The sequence below is a fragment of the Agrobacterium sp. P15N1-A genome (assembly GCF_044626815.1).
GTDB classification, from domain to species: domain Bacteria; phylum Pseudomonadota; class Alphaproteobacteria; order Rhizobiales; family Rhizobiaceae; genus Agrobacterium; species Agrobacterium leguminum.
The window spans coordinates 656859-677487 of sequence record NZ_JBIUPF010000003.1 but is presented as its reverse complement, the minus strand read 5'-3'; the positions used below and the strand labels follow the sequence as shown (position 1 = coordinate 677487).

At 60.0% G+C, this 20629-nt stretch carries 19 protein-coding genes; 9 read left to right on the top strand and 10 right to left on the bottom strand.

Going from position 1 to position 20629, the window contains the following annotated elements; all coding sequences use genetic code 11:
* The first annotated feature begins 13 nt into the window (after nt 1–13).
* The 3 genes from ehuC to ehuA are packed head-to-tail and all read left to right on the top strand — an operon-like array spanning nt 14 to nt 2160.
* On the top strand, nt 14–679 hold the full coding sequence (gene ehuC, locus ACIK7D_RS14890) for an ectoine/hydroxyectoine ABC transporter permease subunit EhuC (protein ID WP_080818889.1): 666 nt from the start codon (nt 14–16) through the stop codon (nt 677–679).
* Nucleotides 680–691: 12 nt separating this feature from the next.
* Nucleotides 692–1384 carry an ectoine/hydroxyectoine ABC transporter permease subunit EhuD gene (gene ehuD, locus ACIK7D_RS14885; protein WP_262530603.1) on the top strand — a complete coding sequence of 231 codons (693 nt, stop codon included), beginning with the start codon at nt 692–694 and terminating at the stop codon, nt 1382–1384.
* Nucleotides 1381–2160, top strand: coding sequence for an ectoine/hydroxyectoine ABC transporter ATP-binding protein EhuA (gene ehuA / locus ACIK7D_RS14880; RefSeq protein WP_400156661.1), 780 nt, complete (start codon nt 1381–1383; stop codon nt 2158–2160). The genes ehuD and ehuA overlap by 4 nt, the downstream gene beginning before the upstream one ends.
* An 11-nt stretch (nt 2161–2171) precedes the next feature.
* On the opposite strand, the gene ACIK7D_RS14875 is transcribed toward ehuA, so the two are convergent.
* The 8 genes from ACIK7D_RS14875 to ACIK7D_RS14840 all read right to left on the bottom strand — a co-directional run bounded on the left by ACIK7D_RS14875 (nt 2172) and on the right by ACIK7D_RS14840 (nt 10392).
* Complete coding sequence (locus ACIK7D_RS14875) at nt 2172–3167, bottom strand: hypothetical protein (protein ID WP_400156660.1); 996 nt, start codon at nt 3165–3167, stop codon at nt 2172–2174.
* Between the two features lie 159 nt (nt 3168–3326).
* On the bottom strand, nt 3327–4196 hold the full coding sequence (locus tag ACIK7D_RS14870; RefSeq protein ID WP_400156659.1) for a sugar phosphate isomerase/epimerase family protein: 870 nt from the start codon (nt 4194–4196) through the stop codon (nt 3327–3329).
* Nucleotides 4197–4262: 66 nt separating this feature from the next.
* Complete coding sequence (locus tag ACIK7D_RS14865; protein ID WP_400156658.1) at nt 4263–4928, bottom strand: nucleoside triphosphate hydrolase; 666 nt, start codon at nt 4926–4928, stop codon at nt 4263–4265.
* A 26-nt stretch (nt 4929–4954) separates the two neighbouring features.
* Nucleotides 4955–5803: a sugar phosphate isomerase/epimerase family protein gene (locus tag ACIK7D_RS14860; protein WP_400156657.1), complete on the bottom strand. Its 849-nt coding sequence runs from the start codon at nt 5801–5803 to the stop codon at nt 4955–4957.
* Between the two features lies 1 nt (nt 5804).
* Nucleotides 5805–6800: an ABC transporter permease gene (locus tag ACIK7D_RS14855; RefSeq protein WP_080818895.1), complete on the bottom strand. Its 996-nt coding sequence runs from the start codon at nt 6798–6800 to the stop codon at nt 5805–5807.
* The gene (locus tag ACIK7D_RS14850) at nt 6797–7813 is read right to left on the bottom strand and encodes an ABC transporter permease (RefSeq protein ID WP_065657734.1); all 1017 of its coding nucleotides are present in this window, start codon (nt 7811–7813) and stop codon (nt 6797–6799) included. Before ACIK7D_RS14850 ends, ACIK7D_RS14855 begins: the two co-directional genes overlap by 4 nt.
* Nucleotides 7806–9296, bottom strand: a complete 1491-nt coding sequence (locus ACIK7D_RS14845; protein WP_400156656.1) for a sugar ABC transporter ATP-binding protein — start codon at nt 9294–9296, stop codon at nt 7806–7808. The genes ACIK7D_RS14850 and ACIK7D_RS14845 overlap by 8 nt, the downstream gene beginning before the upstream one ends.
* Nucleotides 9297–9414: 118 nt before the next feature.
* Nucleotides 9415–10392, bottom strand: a complete 978-nt coding sequence (locus tag ACIK7D_RS14840; protein ID WP_400156655.1) for a substrate-binding domain-containing protein — start codon at nt 10390–10392, stop codon at nt 9415–9417.
* Between the two features lie 239 nt (nt 10393–10631).
* Here ACIK7D_RS14840 and ACIK7D_RS14835 point away from each other — a divergent pair, with 239 nt between their 5' ends.
* From ACIK7D_RS14835 to ACIK7D_RS14815, 5 genes are all read left to right on the top strand, one after another.
* Nucleotides 10632–11711: a LacI family DNA-binding transcriptional regulator gene (locus tag ACIK7D_RS14835; RefSeq protein ID WP_135397728.1), complete on the top strand. Its 1080-nt coding sequence runs from the start codon at nt 10632–10634 to the stop codon at nt 11709–11711.
* A gap of 81 nt (nt 11712–11792) precedes the next feature.
* Entirely contained in the window at nt 11793–12119 is a 327-nt protein-coding gene (locus tag ACIK7D_RS14830) for a tetratricopeptide repeat protein (protein ID WP_080820923.1), read from the top strand.
* Between the two features lie 154 nt (nt 12120–12273).
* On the top strand, nt 12274–14157 hold the full coding sequence (locus ACIK7D_RS14825) for a sigma-54-dependent Fis family transcriptional regulator (RefSeq protein ID WP_080818898.1): 1884 nt from the start codon (nt 12274–12276) through the stop codon (nt 14155–14157).
* Between the two features lie 158 nt (nt 14158–14315).
* On the top strand, nt 14316–15389 hold the full coding sequence (locus ACIK7D_RS14820) for a 2,3-butanediol dehydrogenase (protein ID WP_003505729.1): 1074 nt from the start codon (nt 14316–14318) through the stop codon (nt 15387–15389).
* Nucleotides 15390–15502: 113 nt separating this feature from the next.
* Nucleotides 15503–17305, top strand: coding sequence for an NAD(P)/FAD-dependent oxidoreductase (locus ACIK7D_RS14815; protein ID WP_174046672.1), 1803 nt, complete (start codon nt 15503–15505; stop codon nt 17303–17305).
* A gap of 58 nt (nt 17306–17363) precedes the next feature.
* Here ACIK7D_RS14815 and ACIK7D_RS14810 read toward each other — a convergent pair whose 3' ends face one another.
* On the bottom strand, nt 17364–17783 hold the full coding sequence (locus ACIK7D_RS14810) for a MarR family winged helix-turn-helix transcriptional regulator (protein WP_080818899.1): 420 nt from the start codon (nt 17781–17783) through the stop codon (nt 17364–17366).
* Nucleotides 17784–17944: 161 nt separating this feature from the next.
* Here ACIK7D_RS14810 and ACIK7D_RS14805 point away from each other — a divergent pair, with 161 nt between their 5' ends.
* On the top strand, nt 17945–19771 hold the full coding sequence (locus tag ACIK7D_RS14805) for a chloride channel protein (protein ID WP_078053867.1): 1827 nt from the start codon (nt 17945–17947) through the stop codon (nt 19769–19771).
* A 77-nt stretch (nt 19772–19848) separates the two neighbouring features.
* Here ACIK7D_RS14805 and catB read toward each other — a convergent pair whose 3' ends face one another.
* Complete coding sequence (catB, locus tag ACIK7D_RS14800; protein ID WP_080818900.1) at nt 19849–20484, bottom strand: type B chloramphenicol O-acetyltransferase; 636 nt, start codon at nt 20482–20484, stop codon at nt 19849–19851.
* Between the last annotated feature and the right edge of the window lie 145 nt (nt 20485–20629).

Sequence of the window (20629 nt, the reverse complement as noted above, 5' to 3'; positions counted from 1 at the left end):
GGGAAAACGCCAGATGGACATGACCGCCTATCTGCCGATGTTGTGGCAAGGCGCCGTCGTCACCATGACGATTACGCTCGCAGCCCTTGTCGTCGGCACGGTGCTCGCCTTTTTCTTCGGCATTCTGCGCGTCGAGGGTGGACCGATCCTGTCGACCATCGCGCTATGTTACACGGAAGTGTTCCGCGGCACCTCGCTGCTGGTGCAGCTTTTCTGGTTCTATTACGCGCTGCCGCTGGTCGGGCTGAGCTTCGACCCGATCACCACCGGCGTGCTGGTGCTTGCCGCCCATGCCGGCGGTTATGGCGCCGAGATTGTGCGCGGCGCGCTGTCTTCCGTTTCGGTGCAGCAGCTCGAAGCCGCACGAGCGCTGAACTTCACACGGCTGCAGACGCTGTTTCGCATCTCGCTGCCGCAGGCCGTTGTCGAGATGATGCCGGCCTTCGGCAATCTCGCCATCGAAACGCTGAAGCTTTCCTCGCTCGTGTCGCTGATCTCGATTGCCGACCTCACTTTCGCGGCGCAGTCGATCCGCAACCTGACGCTGGATAGCGCCAGCATCTATTCGATCACGCTGCTTTGTTATTTCGCGATGTCGCTGATCCTGATGGTCGTCATCCGGGTGATCGAACGCTTCGTGCGGCGCGGCAACGTCTTCCCGCGCACCCGCCATTCGTAAGGATATCGGCTCATGATGTATGGTTACGAATGGGACACGACCACCTGGCTCACCTACACGACCTCCATCCTGCCCATCATCCTGATCGGGCTTACGGTGACGCTGAAGGCCGCCGCCGCCGGTTTTGCCATTGCGCTGGTTCTGGGGCTCGTCTTCGCGCTGCTGCGCCGCAGCCGCGTCAGGATGATCTCCTGGCCGACCGCGCTGATTGTCGAATTCCTGCGCGATACGCCGCTTTTGGTGCAGCTGTTCTTTCTCTATTACGTGCTTCCGGATTTCGGCATTGTTCTGCCGGCATTTCTCACCGGCGCGCTGGCGCTCGGCCTGCAATATGCCGCCTATACGTCCGAGGTCTATCGCGGCGGCATCGAGGCGGTGCATCACGGGCAATGGGAAGCGGCGACGGCGCTTAATCTCACACGCATGCAGACCTACAGGGATATCATCATCCCGCAGGCCATTCCGCGCATCGTCCCGGCCATGGGCAACTATCTCGTCGCCATGATCAAGGAAACGCCGGTGCTTTCCGTCGTCACGGTTCTGGAAATGATGGGCCTTGCCAATATGATCGGCGAGCGCACCTTCGAATATCTGGTGCCGCTGACGCTTGTGGGCCTGATCTTCCTCCTTCTGACCATAATCTGCTCGGCAGGCCTCAGCCGCCTGCAAAGGGCGCTTCCAAAAGCAGGAATACCCTTGCGATGACCAACAACACCAACCAGCCACTGATCGAATTTTCCGATGTCACGAAACGCTTCGGCATTCTGACGGTGCTCGACCAGTTCAATTTCAGCGTGGCGAAGGGCGAAAAAGTCACCCTCATCGGTCCTTCCGGCTCCGGCAAATCAACGGTTCTGCGCATTCTCATGACGCTGGAGCCGTTCCAGGAGGGAAAGCTGACCCTTGCCGACATGTCCTACCATGAGCCAGGCGGCAAAGGACCTTTCAAGGCCTCGGAAAAACATCTGCGCCAGATCCGCAACCACGTCGGCATGGTCTTCCAGAGCTTCAATCTCTTTCCCCATATGACCGTCCTTCGCAATATCGTGGAAGCGCCGGTGCGGGTTCTGGGCATCAGCCGCGCAGAGGCGGAGGCGCGCGCAGTCGAATTGCTGAAGATGGTCGGGCTGGCGGACAAGAAGGATCATTATCCGGTGCAGCTTTCCGGCGGGCAGCAGCAGCGCGTCGCCATTGCCCGTTCGCTTGCCATGCGTCCGCGTGTTCTGCTTTTCGATGAGCCGACCTCGGCGCTAGACCCGCAACTGGTCGGCGAAGTGCTGTCCGTCATCCGCGATCTGGCTCATGAGCATGACCTGACGATGCTTCTTGTCACCCATGAAATGCGTTTTGCCCGGGAAGTCTCGGACCGCGTCTGTTTCTTCGACAAGGGCCGCATCTGCGAACAGGGGAAACCAGACGAGATTTTCGGCCAGCCGAAAGAAGACCGCACACGCGAATTTCTCGCTTCCGTTTTACGGTGACCCTCGTGCAATCAGTCAGCGGCGGAGGACAGAAGCTTTCCGTCCCTGCCCTGCACGATACCATGCGACGGAACCGGTGGAGCATCGGCAACCGGCAGGGGCGGGATTATCAACCACGCGCCGGGATAATCCTTGCGAAGATGCCGGGGATTATAACGAATATTGCTTCCGGCGGCATGGTGAAGCGTCCCGAGCGTTGCGTCTTTCGACAGGACACCTCTTTTGATTTCGTGGAGTTTTCGCTCGCCATCAAGGGCAAGCGTTGCTTCGAAAAGATCGAAACTGTCGATGTGAACGGTCTGGTCCTGAGCCGTATCGAGAACCCATCGATCGGAATCGACGAAGCCATCGGTATAGACATTGCCGGTGGAGGCGCGCAGGGACGTGCCTTTCGGCACGGTGATGCCGTCAACAACATTGCCGTCGGAAAGAGTGCAATTGCTGAAGGCGGAGATGCCGCCATCAGGCGAAAGATCGAACTCCACCGGTTGCGTCGCGTCGCAGCGCCAGGCGCTCTGGTTGGTCACGCCGTTGCCGGTAATCCGCATGGTCTGCGGGGTAAAGCCCACCGTTTCGTAATTCTCGTTGGTTTTTTTCGCGATATAACGGGCGATTTCGACGGCATCGATATCCGCCACCCGCACGGGATGCGGAAACACGGCCCGGTCGAAGGCTTCCCTGTCGTTGGCAATGGCCAGTTCGAGTTTCGTGCCCTTGGGCATGTCGATCTGGCCAAGGCGTGCCGGCTCTAGCAGTTCCGGCCGATGGCTTGCCGCCCTCTCTTTGTCATAGGCGCGCATCTGGAGATAAAAATCACCGAACCAAAAGAGGGTGAAAAGCGCGACGGCGGTTACCAGCCCATAGGGCAGGATCATCAGGCGTTTCCAGCGGCCTGCCACATATCGCACGAACAGCGAGAGCGTCCAGACGATCCATATGAGGGTCGTGACGATCAAGAAGGCAAGGAGAAGCAGCGCTTCGACGGAGGGCAATGCGACAGGGATCATGCAAACCAATGGTCTTGGGCGGATCGTTTTGATCCTGAAAAGACATCAGTGCTTTAGCCCACAAGCGGTTGTCTTTTCAACTCGGCGATGGCGGGCAAACATAGCAATGGCTGCCCGGGCGACAGATGGCCGCCGCCCGGTCAATGCGCTCAGGGGGCGTCAGGCGCCAAGGACGAAACGGGAGAATGCCAGGGCATTGCGGGCATCCTCGTCCATTTTCGCGAGGTCGGCGCCGCCGCTGAGATCGCGCCACACCTTGATGTCGGAGCCGATTGTGCCGCCGGTCTTGACGAACGGCTCCATGACGACCGCGCCGGTGTAATTGATATCGCGAAGGGCAAGGCCGATTTCGTGCCAGGGCATCCTGCCCTTGCCCGGTACGCGGCGATTGCTCTCGCCGGTATGGAAATGCCCCAGCAACGGGCCGGCCGTGCGGATGGCCTCGCCAAAACTGTCTTCCTCGATATTCATGTGGAAGGTATCCAGCATGACTTTCACGTTGTTCTTGCCGACATCCTTGACGAAAGCGACGCCTTCGGCCGCCGTGTTGAGTACGTGGTTTTCGAAGCGGTTGAGGACTTCGATGCACAGGTTGATGCCGAGATCATTGGCGAAATCGGCAATGCCGTGAATGCCTTCCACGCCGCGCGCATAGTCACCCGCCTTGTCGACCGGCTGCGAATAGTCGATTGGCCAGTAGGAGTGCAGCGCGCCGCCAATCGTATGGATGTCGAGCTTGGCGACATTGGCAAGGGTGCGTTCAAAGAACGCCTTGCCGGCTGCGCGAACCGCAGCATCCTCCGACGACAGGTTCTTCGTTTTCGAAGGGCCGATGCCGGCGGTGAGGATGATGCCGTTATCCTTCGCGCTCTGCCTGATGACGGCGAGTTCGGCGTCACTGTATTCATTGATGTGGTGGGCGGCGACTTCGATGATATCGAAACCGAGCCTGGCGACCTTCTCGATATAGGGGCCGAACTTGGCGCTCCACTCATGTTCCCAGTAAGAGTAATAGATGCCGTGTTTCATGGGGGTCTCTTTCGCTTTTCTGTTTCGCTTGACTTTGGGTGGGGAGGCGCAGCCCTTCAGGCAGGTTCAGGACGCGGGAGTGCTTCCCGGATTTCCGATGCGAAGGTCCGGCTCCGTGCTTGTGGATGTGATGAAGCGGCCATTGGGGAGATCGTTTTCCTCCACCTTCCGGTTGATCTCCCCCTCGCCGAGACCGAAGCTCCGCCAGCGGTCCCGCAGCCGAGCACGCAGATCGTCCTCGTCGACATCAACGAAAATCGTGAGATCGAAGATCGGCTTGAGACGATCCCATGGCGACTGGCCGGCGAGAAGATAATTGCCCTCGCAGACGATGATATCGACGGATTGCGGGATCAGGCGGCCACCGGCGCGGGCGATCTCGAGGGCGCGGTCAAAGACGGGAACGGCGACGACATCGTCCTCATTGGCCTTCAGGCGCTCAAGCATATGGCGCAGGCCGTGAGCATCGAACGTATCGATGGCGCCCTTGAAGGGACGGCGCTTCATCTCTTCCAGAACGGCATCGTCATAATGAAAACCATCCATCGGGAACAGTGCGGCCGATACGCCGTCGCCTGCGTTCAACGCCTCGACCACGCGTTCGGCGATGGTTGATTTTCCCGATCCGGGGGCGCCGGCAATCGCAATCATCACACGCCGGCCCTTTGACCCTTCCAGTCGCTGGAGGGCAAGGCCCGCAATCTCGCGGGCATTATCGTCAATAGTGTTCAAGGTGCTTGCCCCGATAATGAGTACTCTCAGAAAATGCGGTACTGGTTTGCCTTGTCGCGCAGGAATGACAGTCCCCTGTCGAGAACCTCATCGGCACTGGGCGCAACCGGCCGCCAGGTCGAAATCGCGCCCGCCATCTCCCTGGGCATCGCGGCGAAACTTTCGAGCGTCAGCACGCCCTTGAAGCCGATGGCTGCGAGCGCCGAAAACACCTCGTCCCAGGCAACATTGCCGCAACCCGGCGTACCGCGGTCGCTTTCCGACATATGCATGTATTTCAGATGGTTGCGGGCGGCGATGATGCCATTGGCGATGCCCTTTTCCTCCATATTCATGTGGAAGGTATCGAGATGGATGAAGACGTTGTCGGCGCCGATGCGCTCCACCAGCGCCACCGCCTGTTCGGCGGAATTGAGCAGATGGTTCTCGTAACGGTTGACGGTCTCGATGCCGAATTGCAGGCCGTGTGTTTTTGCGTGGCCGGCAGCCCGCGAAAGCGCCCTTGTCAGGTTGTCATATTCACCCTGTGTCGGCGGAAATCCGGTTCGCTCATTGGTGCCGCCGTAGGTAACACCCGTCAGCGCTTCCGCGCCCATTTCTGCAGCCTTGTCGAGCGCGGCATTCAGATGGTCGATTGCCGCATCGGGATGTACGGACGCCCAGGCGGGTTCCGGCAGCACCAGCGAGCAGACGGCGCGCAAGCCGTATTTCTCCAGCAGGGTGCGTGTGTGTTTTGCATCGACGGAGGGGATATCGATAAGTGGAATCTCGATGAAATCCTGACCGTAATCCGCGGCAGCGGCGATGGACCGTCTGGCGTTTTCGTGGTCCCATTTGAGAGACCACATCATTGCGTGAACACCGAAGCCTTTCACGTCATACCTTCTTTCTGAGAGATGCGAAGTAGCTTGAAAACAGGCCGCGCGCCGCCATGACGACGATCATCAACACGCCCCAGAGCGCCGTTGCCAGATGCTGATTGGCCCCGAGAAGATTGAGGCCGGATGACAGAAGCTGCAGAACGATGAGCGCGACGAAGACGGGCAGGACACGACCGAAACCGCCGAACGGATTGATGCCGCCAAGAAAGGCCGCCAGCACCGTGATCAGCAGATAGGATTCCCCGTGGCCGACACGGACGGAATTAAAACGGGCAAGCATGATGATGCCGGCAACCGCACACATCAGACCCGAGAGCGTGTACACGAGAACCTGAATCTTGCGCGTGTTGAGGCCCGAATAACGCGCGGCTTCGATGTTCGAGCCGATCATCAACAGCCCGAAGCCGAGCTTGGTTCGTGTCAGCAGCACATGCCAGAGGCCGACGCAGACGATAAAGATCAGAAGCGGGATCGGCAGACCGAGAAGCGTGCCGTGACCGAGCGGCGCCATATAGGCGGGGAAACCGGAGACGTCTCCGCCACGGGTGAGAAACTCGCCGAGGCCGCGCAGGAAGATCATCATCGACAGCGTCACCAGAATGGGGTGCGCGCGGGTGTAGGCAATCGCCGCCCCCGTCATGGCTCCGGCAGCGCCGCCGGTGGCTAGTGCGGCAAGGCAGGCAAACAGGAATGCGCTCGGCGGCGCATCCACCCCGCCATGGGCCTGCAACACCCAGGCTGCGGCGAGACCCGACAGATTGGCGGCGAAGGTGACGGACAGATTGATGCCGCCCGTCAGAAGCGGCAGCAGCATCGCCAGTGTCAAGAGACCGAGTTCCGGCAGCTGGAAGGCGACCGAACCGAATGTCGCGAGCGAGAGGAAGTTATCGGCAAAGGTTCCGAAGATGAGCATGACCGCGATGAAGGCAATCACTGGCCCGGCCATGTCGGCACCGAAAATCGCGTTGAATTTCCGAACGAGACTGTTCATCGCTGTGCGCTCCCCTTCTTTGCGGATGTCCGTAAGGCGCTCGGCAGGAGCTTGTCGAACCGGGTGGAAGAGAGCGTGATGGCGATGAGGATGATGGCCCCGACGATCATCTTGAAGGCAAAGGGAGAAACGCCCATCAGGTTGAGGCCGTTCTGGGTGATGGACACCATCAGCACCCCGAGCACGCAGCCGATGACGGAGCCCTTGCCGCCGCCAAGCCGCGCGCCGCCGAGGACGGTTGCGGCAAGAACATCCAGCTCGCGGCCATAAAGCGCGTTCGGCACCACCTCCTGCGCATAATGCGCCTGCATGAGCCCGGCAATGCCCGCCATCAGGCCAAGCCAGCCGAAGGAAATGTAGTGCATGGCGCCAATATTGATGCCGAAGCGGCGAGCGCCCTCCGGATTGTCGCCGAAGGCATAAAGCTTGCGGCCGACAGTGGTGCGCGAAATCATGAACCAGGTGGCGAGGCAGCAAAGGATCATCACCACGACCGGCAGCGTCAACTCGACCCAGGAACCATCGGACATCTCACGCTCGTAAAACACCACGCGCGTCGACAGCCATTCCGGCAGGTCGTAGATCGACACGCCCTTGGTGAAGAACATCAACAGCCCGAAGAAGATGTTGAAGGTGGAAATGGTCGCGACGATGGAAATGATGTTGAGCCGCCAGACGAGGAAGGCGTTGACGAAACCGAGACCGAGGCCAACCGCGCCGGCAATGATGAAACCTTCCGCCCAGTTGCCGCCGCCGAGCGCATTGAGCGCCAGCACCGTCACATATTGGACGACGGAGGCTGCGACCGCGAAGGAAATGTCGATACCGCCCGAGATCAGCACCACGAGCAGGCCGACCGCGAAGATGATGTTGACCGCCGAGACATTCAGCACATCGAAAGCGTTGGAGATGGTGAGGAACCGGTCGGTGGCGAAAGACAGTCCCGTGCAGAGCAGCACCATGACCACAAGCAGCGTGAATTCGGTTGTATGTCCGAGGATGAGCCTACGCATAGATGGCGGCCTCCAGTTCGGTGAGCGACAGGCATCGCGGATCATAGGTGGCGTGGAACCGGCCTTCGACCATGTGGATGACCCTGTCTGTATTGAAATAAACTTCCGGCGGCTCGTCGGAGATCACGATGATCGAAAGACCTTCTGCGGCGAGCTTGCGGACGATTTCGAAGATGCCGGCGCGGGCGCCGACATCGACCCCAACGGTCGGCGCGTCGAGGATGAGGATTTTCGGTCCGATCGCCAGCCACTTGGCAATCGCCACACGCTGCTGGTTGCCGCCCGAAAGCGTGCGGATCGGATCTTCCGGCAGGCCGATCTTGACGCCGAGCGCCGAAATCCAGCGGGAAACGACATCGGCCTTTTTCGACGGTGAGATCAGGCCGCCGCTCAGCAGCCGGTCGAGCGAAGCCATGACCATATTGTCAGCAATGGATTGCGGCTGGTTGAGACCAAGCGATAGCCGGTCTTCGGAAAGATAGGCGACGCCCGCCCGGATCGCATCGCGGTTGGAATGAAAATCCACCTTCTTGCCGTCAATGAGGATTTCACCCGATTGCGGCCGATGCATGCCGAACAGTGTCAAAGCCAGTTCCGTACGGCCGGCTCCAAGCAGGCCGGTAATACCGAGCGTTTCTCCCCGCCGCAGATCGAACGAAACATCCTCGAACTCGCCGGCCCGGCTCAGCCCGCGCACAGAAAGAACGACGGGCTTGTCATCGTGATCGGCGGCAATGACGGCGCTGTCGAAATTGCGGCCGGTCATCAGCTCGGTCACCCGAGACTGGGTCATGCCTTCGACGGGGAAAACGCCAACGAGTGACCCGTCCCGCAGCACGGTGATGCGGTCTGAAATCTCGAGCACTTCCGCCAGCCGGTGCGAGACGAACACAACCGCAACGCCGGAGGCGGAGAGGTTGCGGACGATGTCGATCAGGTGATCCGTTTCCGACTGCGTGAGCGACGCGGTCGGTTCGTCCATGAAAACGAGCCGCGCTTCCCCAACCAGCGCGCGGGCAATCGCCACGATCTGACGCTGGGCGATGGGCAGTTCCTTGAGCGGCTTATCAAGATCGATCTCGACGCCGAGCCGCGCCAGCGCCTTTTCGGCAGCCTGTTCGATGGCGCGCTTGTCGACCAGCCCGTATTTTCCATTCACCGCGTACTGGAAGCCGATATTTTCAGCCACCGTCATTTCATCGAACAGCGCCAGATCCTGCCAGATCACTTGAATGCCAAGCGATTGCGCAAGCGTTGGGGTCATCGTGGCTATCGGCTTACCGTCGAAATAGAGTTCAGCATCACTTTGGGGCGTGTAAACGCCCGTTATGACCTTGATCAGAGTGCTTTTGCCGCAGCCATTTTCGCCGGCAAGGCAATGCACTTCACCCCGATTGACCTCGAAAGAAACACCCTTCAGCGCGCGGACACCACCGAAGGTGACTTTGACATTTTTAAGGGACAGGAGCGGTTCTGCGCTCATGATAATGTAAATCTCCTTCGCCGCGGCAGCATTGCAGACGTGGCGCTCGGCATGTTTTTCCTGATGAGGCGTCGCGCGAGTATTACACCTCGCGCGACGCCCTTGGCCTTGGGGAGGATCAGAGGCCCATGGAAACGAGCTTGTCGATGCTTTCCTTGTCGATCTTCAAAAGCTGGTCGACGACGATGGTGTTACCCTCGGGATTGATGGTGCCGAGACCTTCGATATTGTCGCCGGCCTTGGGTGTCTCGCCCTTGGCGATACGATCGGCGAGGGTGATGAAGACTTCACCGGCCTGTTTCGGGTTCCACATGAAGCCGCCCGTCAGCGCCCCCGACTTGATGAGCTTGACGCCCTGCCCCGGAGAGAACGGGCCGATGACGAAGACCTTGCCATCCTTGCGCCGCTCTTCAACGGCGCGCCCGGCTCCGATCGGTCCCTGCGAACCGAAGGCGAGGAAACCGCTCAGGTCAGCATTGGCGGACATCAGGTCAAGCGCCGTCGAACGGCTCTTGTCGAGGTCCTCCGCCACGCCGTAGCGATCGCCGACGAGCTTCATGTCCGGATAATTGGCCTTGATATAGGCGATGGCGGCGTCCGCCCAGGCATTATGAAGCGGAACAGTGAGCGAACCGACGAAGACAGCATAGGAGCCCTTGCCGCCCATCTTTTCCGCCAAGAGCTTGCCATGCGCCTCACCGAAACCCTTTGCGGATGCCAGTTCGAAATCCCAGTCAGCACCGAGCTGCTTGGGCGATTCGTGGGTAATGACCTTGATACCGGCGGCCTGGGCTTTTTTCAGCACCGGCTCCAGCACCTTCGCATCATTCGGTACAACACCGATGAAATCGACCTTCTGGGCGATCAGGTCCTCGATGGCGCGGACCTGCAGGGCCGGGTCGGCGCTGGTCGGGCCGACCATGAAACCGTCGACACCGAGCTTCTTGCTCTGCTCCTTGATACCAGCCTCCATGGCGTTGAACCACGGAATGCCGCCGATCTTGACGACGACGCCCACCTTCGGCCCTTCGGCAAAGGCGGTGGACGAGAGCAACGCGAGCGACAGGCCGACCGCTGCAGCAATAATTTTCTTCATGATGTTCCTCCTCAAAAAATCGGCAAACGAAACCCCGCCGCAGCCATTTTTTCATCTGGCGCGTTCAAAATTTCTCATCTCGCTTATTCGAGACTCTCCCTTGCCACTCCCACAGCAACCATCTTGCACAATCGATATTGCCAAGCTGCACAATCGATGGTGCAATAACCATATCATGAAGCTCCCTTCCGTCAAGGGGACGCGTGCTCTAATAATCGGAATCAGTTGGGGAGATCACAGTGACGGGCATAAGTTCCAAGAAAGCCACCATTTATGACTTGTCGATATTGTCGGGCGCGTCGGCTTCGACAGTGAGCGCCGTATTGAACGGATCGTGGCGCAAACGGCGGATTTCGGAGGAGACTGCCGACAGAATTCTCTCGCTTGCCAAGGCGCACCGTTACACCACCAATCTTCAGGCGCGCGGTTTGAGAAGTTCGAAATCCGGCCTCGTCGGGCTTCTGGTGCCCGTTTATGACAACCGGTTTTTCTCCTCGATGGCGCAGACATTCGAGGGGCAGGCGCGCAAACGCGGCCTGTCGCCCATGGTGGTCTCCGGGCGACGCGATCCCGAGGAGGAACGGCGCACCGTCGAGACCCTGATCGCCTATTCCATCGATGCGCTCTTCATTGCCGGCGTGACCGATCCAGATGGCGTGCACCAGGTCTGCGCCCGCGCGGCGCTGCCGCATGTCAATATCGACCTGCCCGGCAAATTTGCCTCCTCGGTCATTTCCGACAACAGGCACGGCGCGGAAATACTGACATCGGCGATCCTTGCCCATGCGGAAAAAAACGGGCCTCTCGGTCCCGATGACGTCATCCTGTTCGGCGGTCATGACGACCACGCCAGCCGCGAGCGTATCGACGGCTTCCATGCCGCCAAGGCCGCCTATTTCGGGGCGGAGAGCGGAGACGATATCGAGATCACCGGTTATTCACCGCATATGACAGAGCTGGCATTCGAACGTTTCTTCGAGCGCAGGGGCCGCCTGCCCCGCTGTTTCTTCGTCAATTCATCGATAAATTTCGAAGGCCTGCTTCGTTTCATGGGGCGTCATGACGGTGAGGCCTTCGGCGACATCGTTGTCGGCTGCTTCGACTACGACCCGTTCGCGTCATTCCTTCCCTTCCCGGTCTATATGATCAAGCCCGATATCGCGCAGATGCTCGAAAAGGGTTTCGAACTGCTGGAAGAGAACCGGACCGAGCCGGAAGTCACCATCATCGAACCGAAGCTCATCCCCCCGCGAACCGCTCTCGAAGGCCCGCTCGACGACATATGGGACCCGGTTGCATTGCGGCGCATGGCGAAGTGAACGCGCAAAATCCCGATTGACCTCAAGCGCGCTTGAGGTCGTACCGATTGCATGGTGCTTCACCATTGCAACGGGATAATGATGATCGAAAAACTCATGAGGATGCTGGAAGACGGACGGGACAGCCCGCTCCTGCGCTTTTCAATCGCAAAGACGCTCAAGGCGGCCGGGCAGTTCGAAGACGCCGCTTTTCATCTCCAGGAGGCCGTCCGGCAGGATCCCGACTATTCGGCGGTCTGGGCCGAACTCGGCGAATGTCGTGCACGGCTGGGAGATGACGACGGCGCCATTGCGGCATGGGTGGAAGGCATCGCGGTGGCCGTGAGGCGTGGCGACATTCAGGCAAAGAGGCAGATGGAGGTTCGGCTGCGACGTTTGCGGTCACGCGCCCTGAAGGGCGTCAGTTGATGAGACCCGCATCACGGGCGCAACTCGGCCGCGTCGCTGCCAGCACAATCGAGCCAATACGCTAAAAATTCACCGGGAGGTTAGCCAGACTTCATAAAACTGGATATGATCGCTGGGAAAATCACGGGAGGCGGCTGTCGAGGGCCGGTGGTTTATGGGTTTTTCCGATCACATCAAGGAAATTGAGCGCGTCCGACGGGGCGGGAATACCGGCCGCGACGCGGTGGTGCTCGAATCCTGGCGGCGTTGTCTCGATACCTATCAGCTTGATCCGGCCAAGGCCCGCGAAGCGGTGATCGTTTCCGAGACATGCCTACGTGAACATCGCCAGCGGGCGGAAGACCTTGTGCACATCGCCCGTTCCGGCCTGGAGCGGCTATACCAGCAGGTGGCCGAGCAGAATTACGTTCTTCTTCTTTCGGATCAGCAAGGGGTGACGGTCGAGTTTCTGGGCGACCCGTCATTCAACAACAATCTGCGCAAGGCCGGGCTTTACCTGGGCTCGGAATGGTCGGAACCGCGCGCCGGCACCTGCGCCGTCGGCGCCTGCATCGCCACCGGCGAAGCGCTGACGATCCACCAGACCGATCATTTTGATGTGACGCATACGCCGCTTTCCTGTACCGCCGCCCCGATCTACGATACCCAGGGCGCACTCACCGCCGTACTCGATATTTCACTCCTAAGTTCGCCTATCCTCAAGACCAGCCAGAACATGGCGCGTCATCTGGTTTCCTCGACCGTGCGAAGGATCGAACTGGCAAATCTGATGGCCAGCAGCCGTCATGATCTCGTGCTGCGCTTTGCTGGCGCGCCCGAATTTCTGGACGTCGACCCCGAAGCGGCTCTGTCCGTCGATGGCTCCGGCCGGATAACGGGCATGACGCATGCCGCCGCACGCCTTCTCGCCGCATCGCACGGGCTTGACTGGCGCATGCCGGAACGTCTCCTCGGAGAGCGAGTTGAGGAGTTTTTCGAGGCCGGCTTTGATGAGCTTGCCTCTCTCACCCGGTCAAGCCTGCCGCGGGAGCGGCGCATTGTCGTGAAGGATGGCACGGTGCTTTATGCGCATGCGATCGAACCGCAACAACGCCGGTCGACCGTGCCGCTTGCCCGTCCAAAGCCCCGGCCCGTCATGAAAGAGATCGGCGGCGATGGGCCGGCGGTTCGAAACCTCAGACGCAAGGTGGAAAAACTGGCGCCCGCGAAACTGCCGATCCTTCTGCAGGGCCAGACCGGAACCGGCAAGGAACATCTCGCACGCATCATCCATGACGCCAGCGGTGTTACAGGCCGCTTCGTCGCCGTCAACTGCGCCGCCATTCCCGAACAGCTGATCGAAAGCGAATTGTTTGGCTATCTGCCTGGGGCCTTCACGGGCGCGTTGGCGAAGGGACGCAAAGGGCTGGTGGAAGAAGCGCAGGGCGGGACGCTTTTCCTCGACGAAATCGGCGACATGCCGTTTGCGGCGCAAAGCCGGCTGTTACGCGTATTGGCCGAAGGCGAAATCCTGCCTGTCGGTGGCGCCACGCCTCAGAAGGTGGATTTCAGGGTGATTTCCGCATCGCACCGCCCGTTGAGCGACATGGTGCGGACAGGAGATTTCCGCGAAGACCTCTATTACCGTCTGAATGCGGCTGTGTTGACCTTGCCCGCACTAAACGAGCGCGATGATTTCCCCTGGCTTCTCGATAAGATTCTGGAAAAACATGGGCTGCCCGGTCGTCCTCTCACACTTTCCAACGCAGCGAGGATGTCGATCCTTGGCCATCGCTGGCCCGGCAATATCCGCGAGCTGGACAATGCGATAGCCTTTGCCGCCGCCCTTTGCGACGACGGGGTGATTACGGTGGAAGACCTTCCCGATCATCTTGCCGCCACCGCATCAGCCCCGATGATTGACAGTCGCGGGGCCGATCTCGGCGCGCTTCTGGCGGCCTGCAACGGCAATGTGTCGGAGGCCGCACGCCGGCTCGGCATCGATCGCACGACGATGCACCGGCGAATGCGACGCCTCGGCATCGGAAAACCTCACTAACAGGTGAGGCATATGCCACGGCTGTTGCGCCACAGCTGTGGCGTCATACAAAACCGGCATTCTCGTAGAACCCCGCAATTTCAGGCTTCCAGCACGGCAAACCGTGCTGGCACGGGCATTGCACCTTCTCTGGCATCAGGAGCCATCGAGGAGAAAACATGCGCGCGCTCAGATTTCATGCAGCCAGGGACCTGCGGGTTGAAGACATTCCCGAGCCGAAACGGCCGGGGCCGGGGCAGGTTCTCGTCCGCAACCGGTTCGTCGGCATCTGCGGCACCGATCTGCATGAATATAGTTACGGTCCGATCTTCATCCCCACCGAACCGCACCCCTTTACCGGCGCACATGGCCCGCAAATTCTCGGTCACGAATTCGGCGGTGTCGTGGAGGCCATCGGCGAAGGCGTCACCTCGGTCGGCGTCGGTGATCGCGTCTCGATCCAGCCGCTCATCATGCCGCGATCCGGTGACTATTTCGCCGACCGTGGCCTTTTCCATCTCAGCACGCAGCTGGCGCTGGTCGGTCTCAGCTGGGAAGGCGGCGGCATGGCGCAGGCAGCACTCGTCAACGAATATAACGTTCAGAAGATTCCCGACGAGATGACAGATGAAGAGGCCGCACTCGTTGAACCCTCAGCGGTTGCTGTCTATGCCTGCGACCGCGGCGGCGTCACCGCCGGCAACAGCGTTCTGGTCACGGGCGCCGGCCCGATCGGCATGCTCACGCTTCTGGCCGCGCGTGCGGCCGGCGCTGCCCAGCTCTTCGTGTCCGATCTCAATGATGCCCGCCTTGAGCTTGCCCGCAGCATCGTCCCCGACGTCATCACTATCAACCCGAAGCGCGACAATGTCGGTGATGTCGTGCGCGCGGCAACGGAAGGCAAGGTCGGCTGTGATGTTGCCATTGAATGCGTAGGCAATGAACATGCGCTCAAGGCCTGCGTCGATGCGGTGCGCAAACAGGGCGTCGTCGTACAGACCGGGCTGCATCCGCATGAAAACCCGATCGACTGGTTCCAGGTGACATTCCGCGACCTGGAGATCAAGGGCTCATGGGCCTATCCGACCCATTATTGGCCGCGGGTCATCCGACTCATCGCCTCCGGCCTGCTACCGGCGACGAAGATCGTTACCAAGCGGATCACGCTCGATACGGCCGTGTCTGAGGGCTTCGATGCCCTGCTCGATCCCGCCGGCACTCATCTGAAGATCCTGATCGATCTTTCGAAATAGGCTTTCCGCCTCCGCATGCCGGGAAGAGGAGCCCGGTATGCGGGAGCCGTTGGCTTTCGGGGCGGCGACTTCGCCGCTCCACGATCAGACCAAGCACCATGGAGGAGATGAATATGCTTGATGTCAGTCCCGCCACCAAAATCGACACGGTTCTTTCCAAGCTCGGCAATGCGCTGGAAAATGGAGACATAGACACCGCCGTCAACCTGTTTCAGGCCGATTGTTACTGGCGCGATCTCGTAACCTTCACCTGGAACCTGAAAACGCTGGAAGGGCGAGACCAGATCCGCGACATGCTGACGAGCCAACTTTCCGCCATCAAACCCTCGGGCTTGGTGCAGGATGTGAAGGAGCAAGCCTCGGAAGGCGATGGCGTCACCGAAGGTTGGTTCGAGTTCGAGACCGGAGTTGCCCGTGGTTACGGCCATATCCGCCTCAAGGATGGGCTGATCTGGACCCTGCTCACCACCATGAGTGAACTGAAAGGCCATGAAGAGCCGAAGGGTATCCGGCGGCCCATGGGCGCAGAACACGGCCACGACCGCAACCGCCGGACCTGGAAGGAAAAACGCGAGGCCGAAGCCGCCGAACTCGGCTATTCGGAGCAGCCCTACGTCGTCATCATCGGCGGCGGACAGGGTGGTATCGCGCTTGGCGCGCGTCTTCGCCAGCTTGGTGTGCCGGCGATCATCATCGAAAAGAATGAGCGACCCGGCGACAGCTGGCGCAAGCGCTACAAATCGCTCTGCCTGCATGACCCCGTCTGGTACGATCACCTGCCCTACATTCCCTTCCCGGAAAACTGGCCGGTCTTCACGCCGAAGGACAAGGTGGGAGACTGGCTGGAAATGTATACAAAGGTCATGGAGCTGAATTATTGGGGCTCCACCACCTGTAAGTCGGCCCAATATGACGAAGCGACGGGCGAATGGACGGTGGTTGTCGACCGCGCCGGCAAAGAGGTCGTGCTACGGCCGAAACAGCTGGTACTGGCGACCGGCATGTCGGGCAAGGCGAATATCCCGAAATTTCCCGGACAGGATGTCTTCAAGGGCGAACAGCAGCACTCCTCTCAGCATCCAGGCCCCGACGCCTATGCCGGCAAGAAGGTCGTGGTAATCGGCTCCAACAACTCGGCGCATGATATCTGCGCAGCGCTCTGGGAGGCGGGCGCCGATGTCACCATGCTGCAGCGGTCCTCCACCCATATCGTCAAATCGGACTCGCTGATGGATATCGGCCTCGGCGATCTCTATTCCGAGCGGGCAGTGGCAAACGGCATGACAACGCGCAAGGCCGACCTCATCTTCGCCTCCCTGCCCTACAGGATCATGCATGAGTTTCAGGTTCCGATTTACGACCGCATTCGCGAACAGGACGCCGATTTTTATGCCGCCCTGGAGAAAGCCGGCTTCATGCTCGATTTCGGCGATGACGAATCGGGCCTGTTTATGAAATATCTGCGGCGTGGATCGGGTTATTACATTGATGTCGGGGCCTGTGACCTCGTGATCGACGGCTCGATCAAGCTCAAATCCGGTGTCGACGTCTCGCATCTGACGGAGAACGCCGTGGTGCTGAAGGATGGCACGGAGCTACCCGCCGATCTGGTGGTCTATGCGACCGGCTATGGTTCGATGAATGGCTGGGCGGCTGATCTCATTTCGCGCGAGGTGGCGGAAAAGGTGGGCAAATGCTGGGGCCTCGGCTCCGACACCACCAAGGATCCCGGCCCTTGGGAGGGCGAGCAGCGCAACATGTGGAAACCGACCCAACAGCAGGCGCTGTGGTTCCACGGCGGTAACCTGCACCAATCGCGGCACTATTCGCAATATCTGTCGCTACAGCTCAAGGCGCGGCAGGTAGGGTTGAAGACGCCCGTCTATGGCCTTCAGAAGCCGCATCATCTGTCCTGATCAGAGCCCGGGGGCGCAGGCCGATCTCGGCGCCCCCGGGCGACAGACATGTCTCCGTCTAAGTCTTCTCCACGTTTCCAAGCTCGCTCAATATGGCAATCAGCTGCGGTGCCGTTTCGCGGATTTCCTTGAGATGGATTGCGCTCAGATGCGCCATGATCTGCTCGGCCTTTTCCGTCAGCTGTAACGTCTGACGGCGGCGATCGGCAGGGTCTGGTTCGCGCGTGATGAGGCCGCCGCTTAACAGACGACCGGCAAGCTCGGTTGCCGAATGGGGCGCGATCAGCAACCGTTCCGCAAGTAGCCCCACCGTCATGACCTCGCCCGCCGGCAAGCCCTTGATGGCGAGAAGCGCCTGATGCTGCTGCGGCGGCAGGCCCGCCGCCTGAGCGGCCGAGGTGCTGAAATCCATGAATTTCTTAAGCGTGTGGCGAAAGACGGCAAGCGCCTCATATTCCGATTGGGTCGGCAATGTCATATGTCACAAGCCCTTATCCTGGTCGCCTCTCATTCTTCTTTAGCCCGACTATCCGCGAATGAAAATCGCCGGATATTTTGAGAGATTACAAATCCATTGATTTATATCGTATTACGACATATTTATCGCGCCACTATTTTCGTGCACCCAAGGATAAGCCGTTGACCCAAGCCTCTTCACCCTCAAGATCAAGTCAATTCGACAGCGGTTTTCCAAGGCGGCAAGCCGGAGATTTCACGACGGACAAACGCGTGCTGCTGCTGATCGCCATGGCATGCATCGTCGGCTCGCTCGGGGCCCTTGCCGCATGGCTTCTGGTCAGCCTCATCCAGCTTGTCACCAACATTGTCTGGCTTGGCAGGTTCAGCACGCACGAGGTCAGTTTCGCAGACATACATCCTTCCCTGTGGATGGTCGTGGCGCCGGTCCTCGGCGGTATCGTCATCGGGCTGATGGCCCGTTTCGGTTCGGAAAAAATCCGGGGGCACGGCATTCCGGAAGCGATTGAGGCCATTCTCATCGGCGGCAGCCGCATGTCGCCGAAAGTGGCGCTCCTGAAGCCTCTCTCGTCCGCCATTTCGATCGGTAGCGGCGGGCCCTTCGGCGCGGAAGGCCCGATCATCATGACGGGCGGCGCGATCGGCTCTCTCTTTGCGCAATGTTTCCACATGAGCAGCGCGGAACGCAAAACCCTGCTCGTGGCAGGCGCCGCCGCCGGCATGACGGCGATCTTCGGTTCGCCGATCGCCGCTGTCATGCTCGCGGTCGAACTCCTGCTATTCGAGTGGAAGCCGAGAAGCTTCATACCGGTTGCAGTCGCCGCTGCGGTTTCGATTACCTGGCGGCCGTTCTATTTCGGCACCGGTCCGCTATTTCCCACGGATTTCGCTTATGATCTGCCATGGTGGGGGCTTGCGCCCTGCGTCCTGATCGGCGTGGTCGCCGGCCTGCAGTCCGGATTGATGACTATATTGCTCTACAAGATCGAAGATCTTTTCGAAAAGCTCCCCATCCACTGGATGTGGTGGCCGGCGCTCGGCGGCCTCGCCGTCGGCCTCGGCGGCCTGATGGAGCCAAGAGCGCTCGGCGTCGGTTACGACATCATTGCCGACCTTCTCAATAACCATATTGCCGCTCAGGCCGTCCTCACCATTCTTCTGGTCAAGTCGGGAATCTGGCTCATCGCCCTGTCCTCGGGCACATCCGGCGGCGTGCTCGCGCCGCTTCTCATCCTCGGCGGATCGGCGGGTTATCTGACAGGGACATTCCTGCCCGGAGAGCCCGCCCTCTGGGCGTTGCTCGGCATGGCCGCCATGATGGGTGGGACAATGCGCGCACCGCTGACCGGCATCTTCTTCGCGATTGAGATCACTGGCGATCTCAGCACCGCGATCCCGCTCATGATAGCCACCGTGGCCGCCTATTCCGTCACCGTCCTTTTGATGCGGCGCTCGATCCTTACGGAAAAGATCGCCCGGCGCGGCCAGCACATCACACGCGAATATGCGATCGATTCCTTTGAGCTCACCCGTGCGTCCGAGATCATGATCCGCAAGGTCGACACGCTGCCTGCCGGGATGACGGTATCGCAGGCGATTTCCTTCTTCACCGGCTCGCAGGAAACGCACCGGACATATCCGGTGGTACAGCCCGAGGGAACGCTGGTGGGGCTTGTGTCGCGGGCAGACATTCTCACCTGGCAACAGGAGCCGCATGGCGGCGAAGAAACATTGGCCGACAGGCTGGCTGACCGTGAAATCCCGGTTGCGCACGAAAACGACCCCGTTGGGTTGATCGCCGACCTGATGCTTAGCGCCGACACGGGCAGGATCGCCATTGTAGACAAGTCCTCGAATAGTCTCGTCGGTCTCGTTACGCGCAAGGACCTGCTTCATCTGCGCCAGGCGCAGCAGAGGTCTGAGCAGGAACGGCAACCCTTCATCGGAACGGCAATGACAAATCGCCGCCAGCCTGCGACGACGCCCTGAAACAGGGCAGACCTTTCCGCTCGCCCGCAAGGCACCCGAAAGCGCCGGCCCGCCTCGATGAGACGGGCCGGGCATTTTTACGGCTGCGGCTTATCGGATCGCCAGAACCGATAAAGCTCGGCGACATTGCCGCTGGTCATGAGCGGCATTGCCGCCTTCAGCCGCGCCGCCGGCCAATCCCACCATTTCATCTCGAGCAGCAGGGCGATGCTGTCGTCATCGAACCGCTTGCGGATCGTTTTTGCGGGATTGCCGCCGACGATGGCATAGGGTTCGACATTCTTCGTCACCAGCGCCCGCGTTCCGATCACCGCCCCATCGCCGACCGTGATACCGGGCATGATGATCGCTTCCGAGCCTATCCAGACATCGTTGCCGATGACGGTATCGCCCGCCGGCAGATAACCGTTGCCGGCATTCTCGAATTCCGGCACCTCCGGCATGAAGAAGAACGGGAAGGTGCTGATCCACTCGTTGCGATGGCCCTGATTGCCGGCCATGATGAAGGCGGCGCCCGAACCGATCGAGCAGAAGCTTCCAATCACCAGCCTGTCCGCGCCTTCATCCGGCAGCAGATAACGGGCGCAGTCCTCAAAACTGTGGCTGTGATAATAGCCGGAATAATAGCTGTATTTCCCGACCACGAGGTTGGGGTTCCTGACCTGCTTGTCAAGCGTGATGCCCCGGAACGGGCTTTCGAAGTAATTTTCCATTGGAGTAATCTCACTGCATATGTTCGCATTCGCTTGCCTTCAGACAAGCCGACGCCGAGCGCCAAGCCTGTCGGCTTTTCGCTCGATGCTCCTCGCGCGGCGGCGGGAGCTAGATGCAGGTGATACTCGATGCTTTTATCATTCA

What these genes read in the sequence shown, in the direction of transcription:
- ehuC (WP_080818889.1), top strand. Translation starts at nt 14, where the DNA reads ATGGACATGACCGCCTATCTGCCGATGTTGTGGCAAGGCGCCGTCGTC.
- ehuD (WP_262530603.1), top strand. Translation starts at nt 692, where the DNA reads ATGATGTATGGTTACGAATGGGACACGACCACCTGGCTCACCTACACG.
- ehuA (WP_400156661.1), top strand. Translation starts at nt 1,381, where the DNA reads ATGACCAACAACACCAACCAGCCACTGATCGAATTTTCCGATGTCACG.
- ACIK7D_RS14875 (WP_400156660.1), bottom strand. Translation starts at nt 3,167, where the DNA reads ATGATCCCTGTCGCATTGCCCTCCGTCGAAGCGCTGCTTCTCCTTGCC.
- ACIK7D_RS14870 (WP_400156659.1), bottom strand. Translation starts at nt 4,196, where the DNA reads ATGAAACACGGCATCTATTACTCTTACTGGGAACATGAGTGGAGCGCC.
- ACIK7D_RS14855 (WP_080818895.1), bottom strand. Translation starts at nt 6,800, where the DNA reads ATGAACAGTCTCGTTCGGAAATTCAACGCGATTTTCGGTGCCGACATG.
- ACIK7D_RS14850 (WP_065657734.1), bottom strand. Translation starts at nt 7,813, where the DNA reads ATGCGTAGGCTCATCCTCGGACATACAACCGAATTCACGCTGCTTGTG.
- ACIK7D_RS14845 (WP_400156656.1), bottom strand. Translation starts at nt 9,296, where the DNA reads ATGAGCGCAGAACCGCTCCTGTCCCTTAAAAATGTCAAAGTCACCTTC.
- ACIK7D_RS14840 (WP_400156655.1), bottom strand. Translation starts at nt 10,392, where the DNA reads ATGAAGAAAATTATTGCTGCAGCGGTCGGCCTGTCGCTCGCGTTGCTC.
- ACIK7D_RS14830 (WP_080820923.1), top strand. Translation starts at nt 11,793, where the DNA reads ATGATCGAAAAACTCATGAGGATGCTGGAAGACGGACGGGACAGCCCG.
- ACIK7D_RS14825 (WP_080818898.1), top strand. Translation starts at nt 12,274, where the DNA reads ATGGGTTTTTCCGATCACATCAAGGAAATTGAGCGCGTCCGACGGGGC.
- ACIK7D_RS14820 (WP_003505729.1), top strand. Translation starts at nt 14,316, where the DNA reads ATGCGCGCGCTCAGATTTCATGCAGCCAGGGACCTGCGGGTTGAAGAC.
- ACIK7D_RS14815 (WP_174046672.1), top strand. Translation starts at nt 15,503, where the DNA reads ATGCTTGATGTCAGTCCCGCCACCAAAATCGACACGGTTCTTTCCAAG.
- ACIK7D_RS14810 (WP_080818899.1), bottom strand. Translation starts at nt 17,783, where the DNA reads ATGACATTGCCGACCCAATCGGAATATGAGGCGCTTGCCGTCTTTCGC.
- catB (WP_080818900.1), bottom strand. Translation starts at nt 20,484, where the DNA reads ATGGAAAATTACTTCGAAAGCCCGTTCCGGGGCATCACGCTTGACAAG.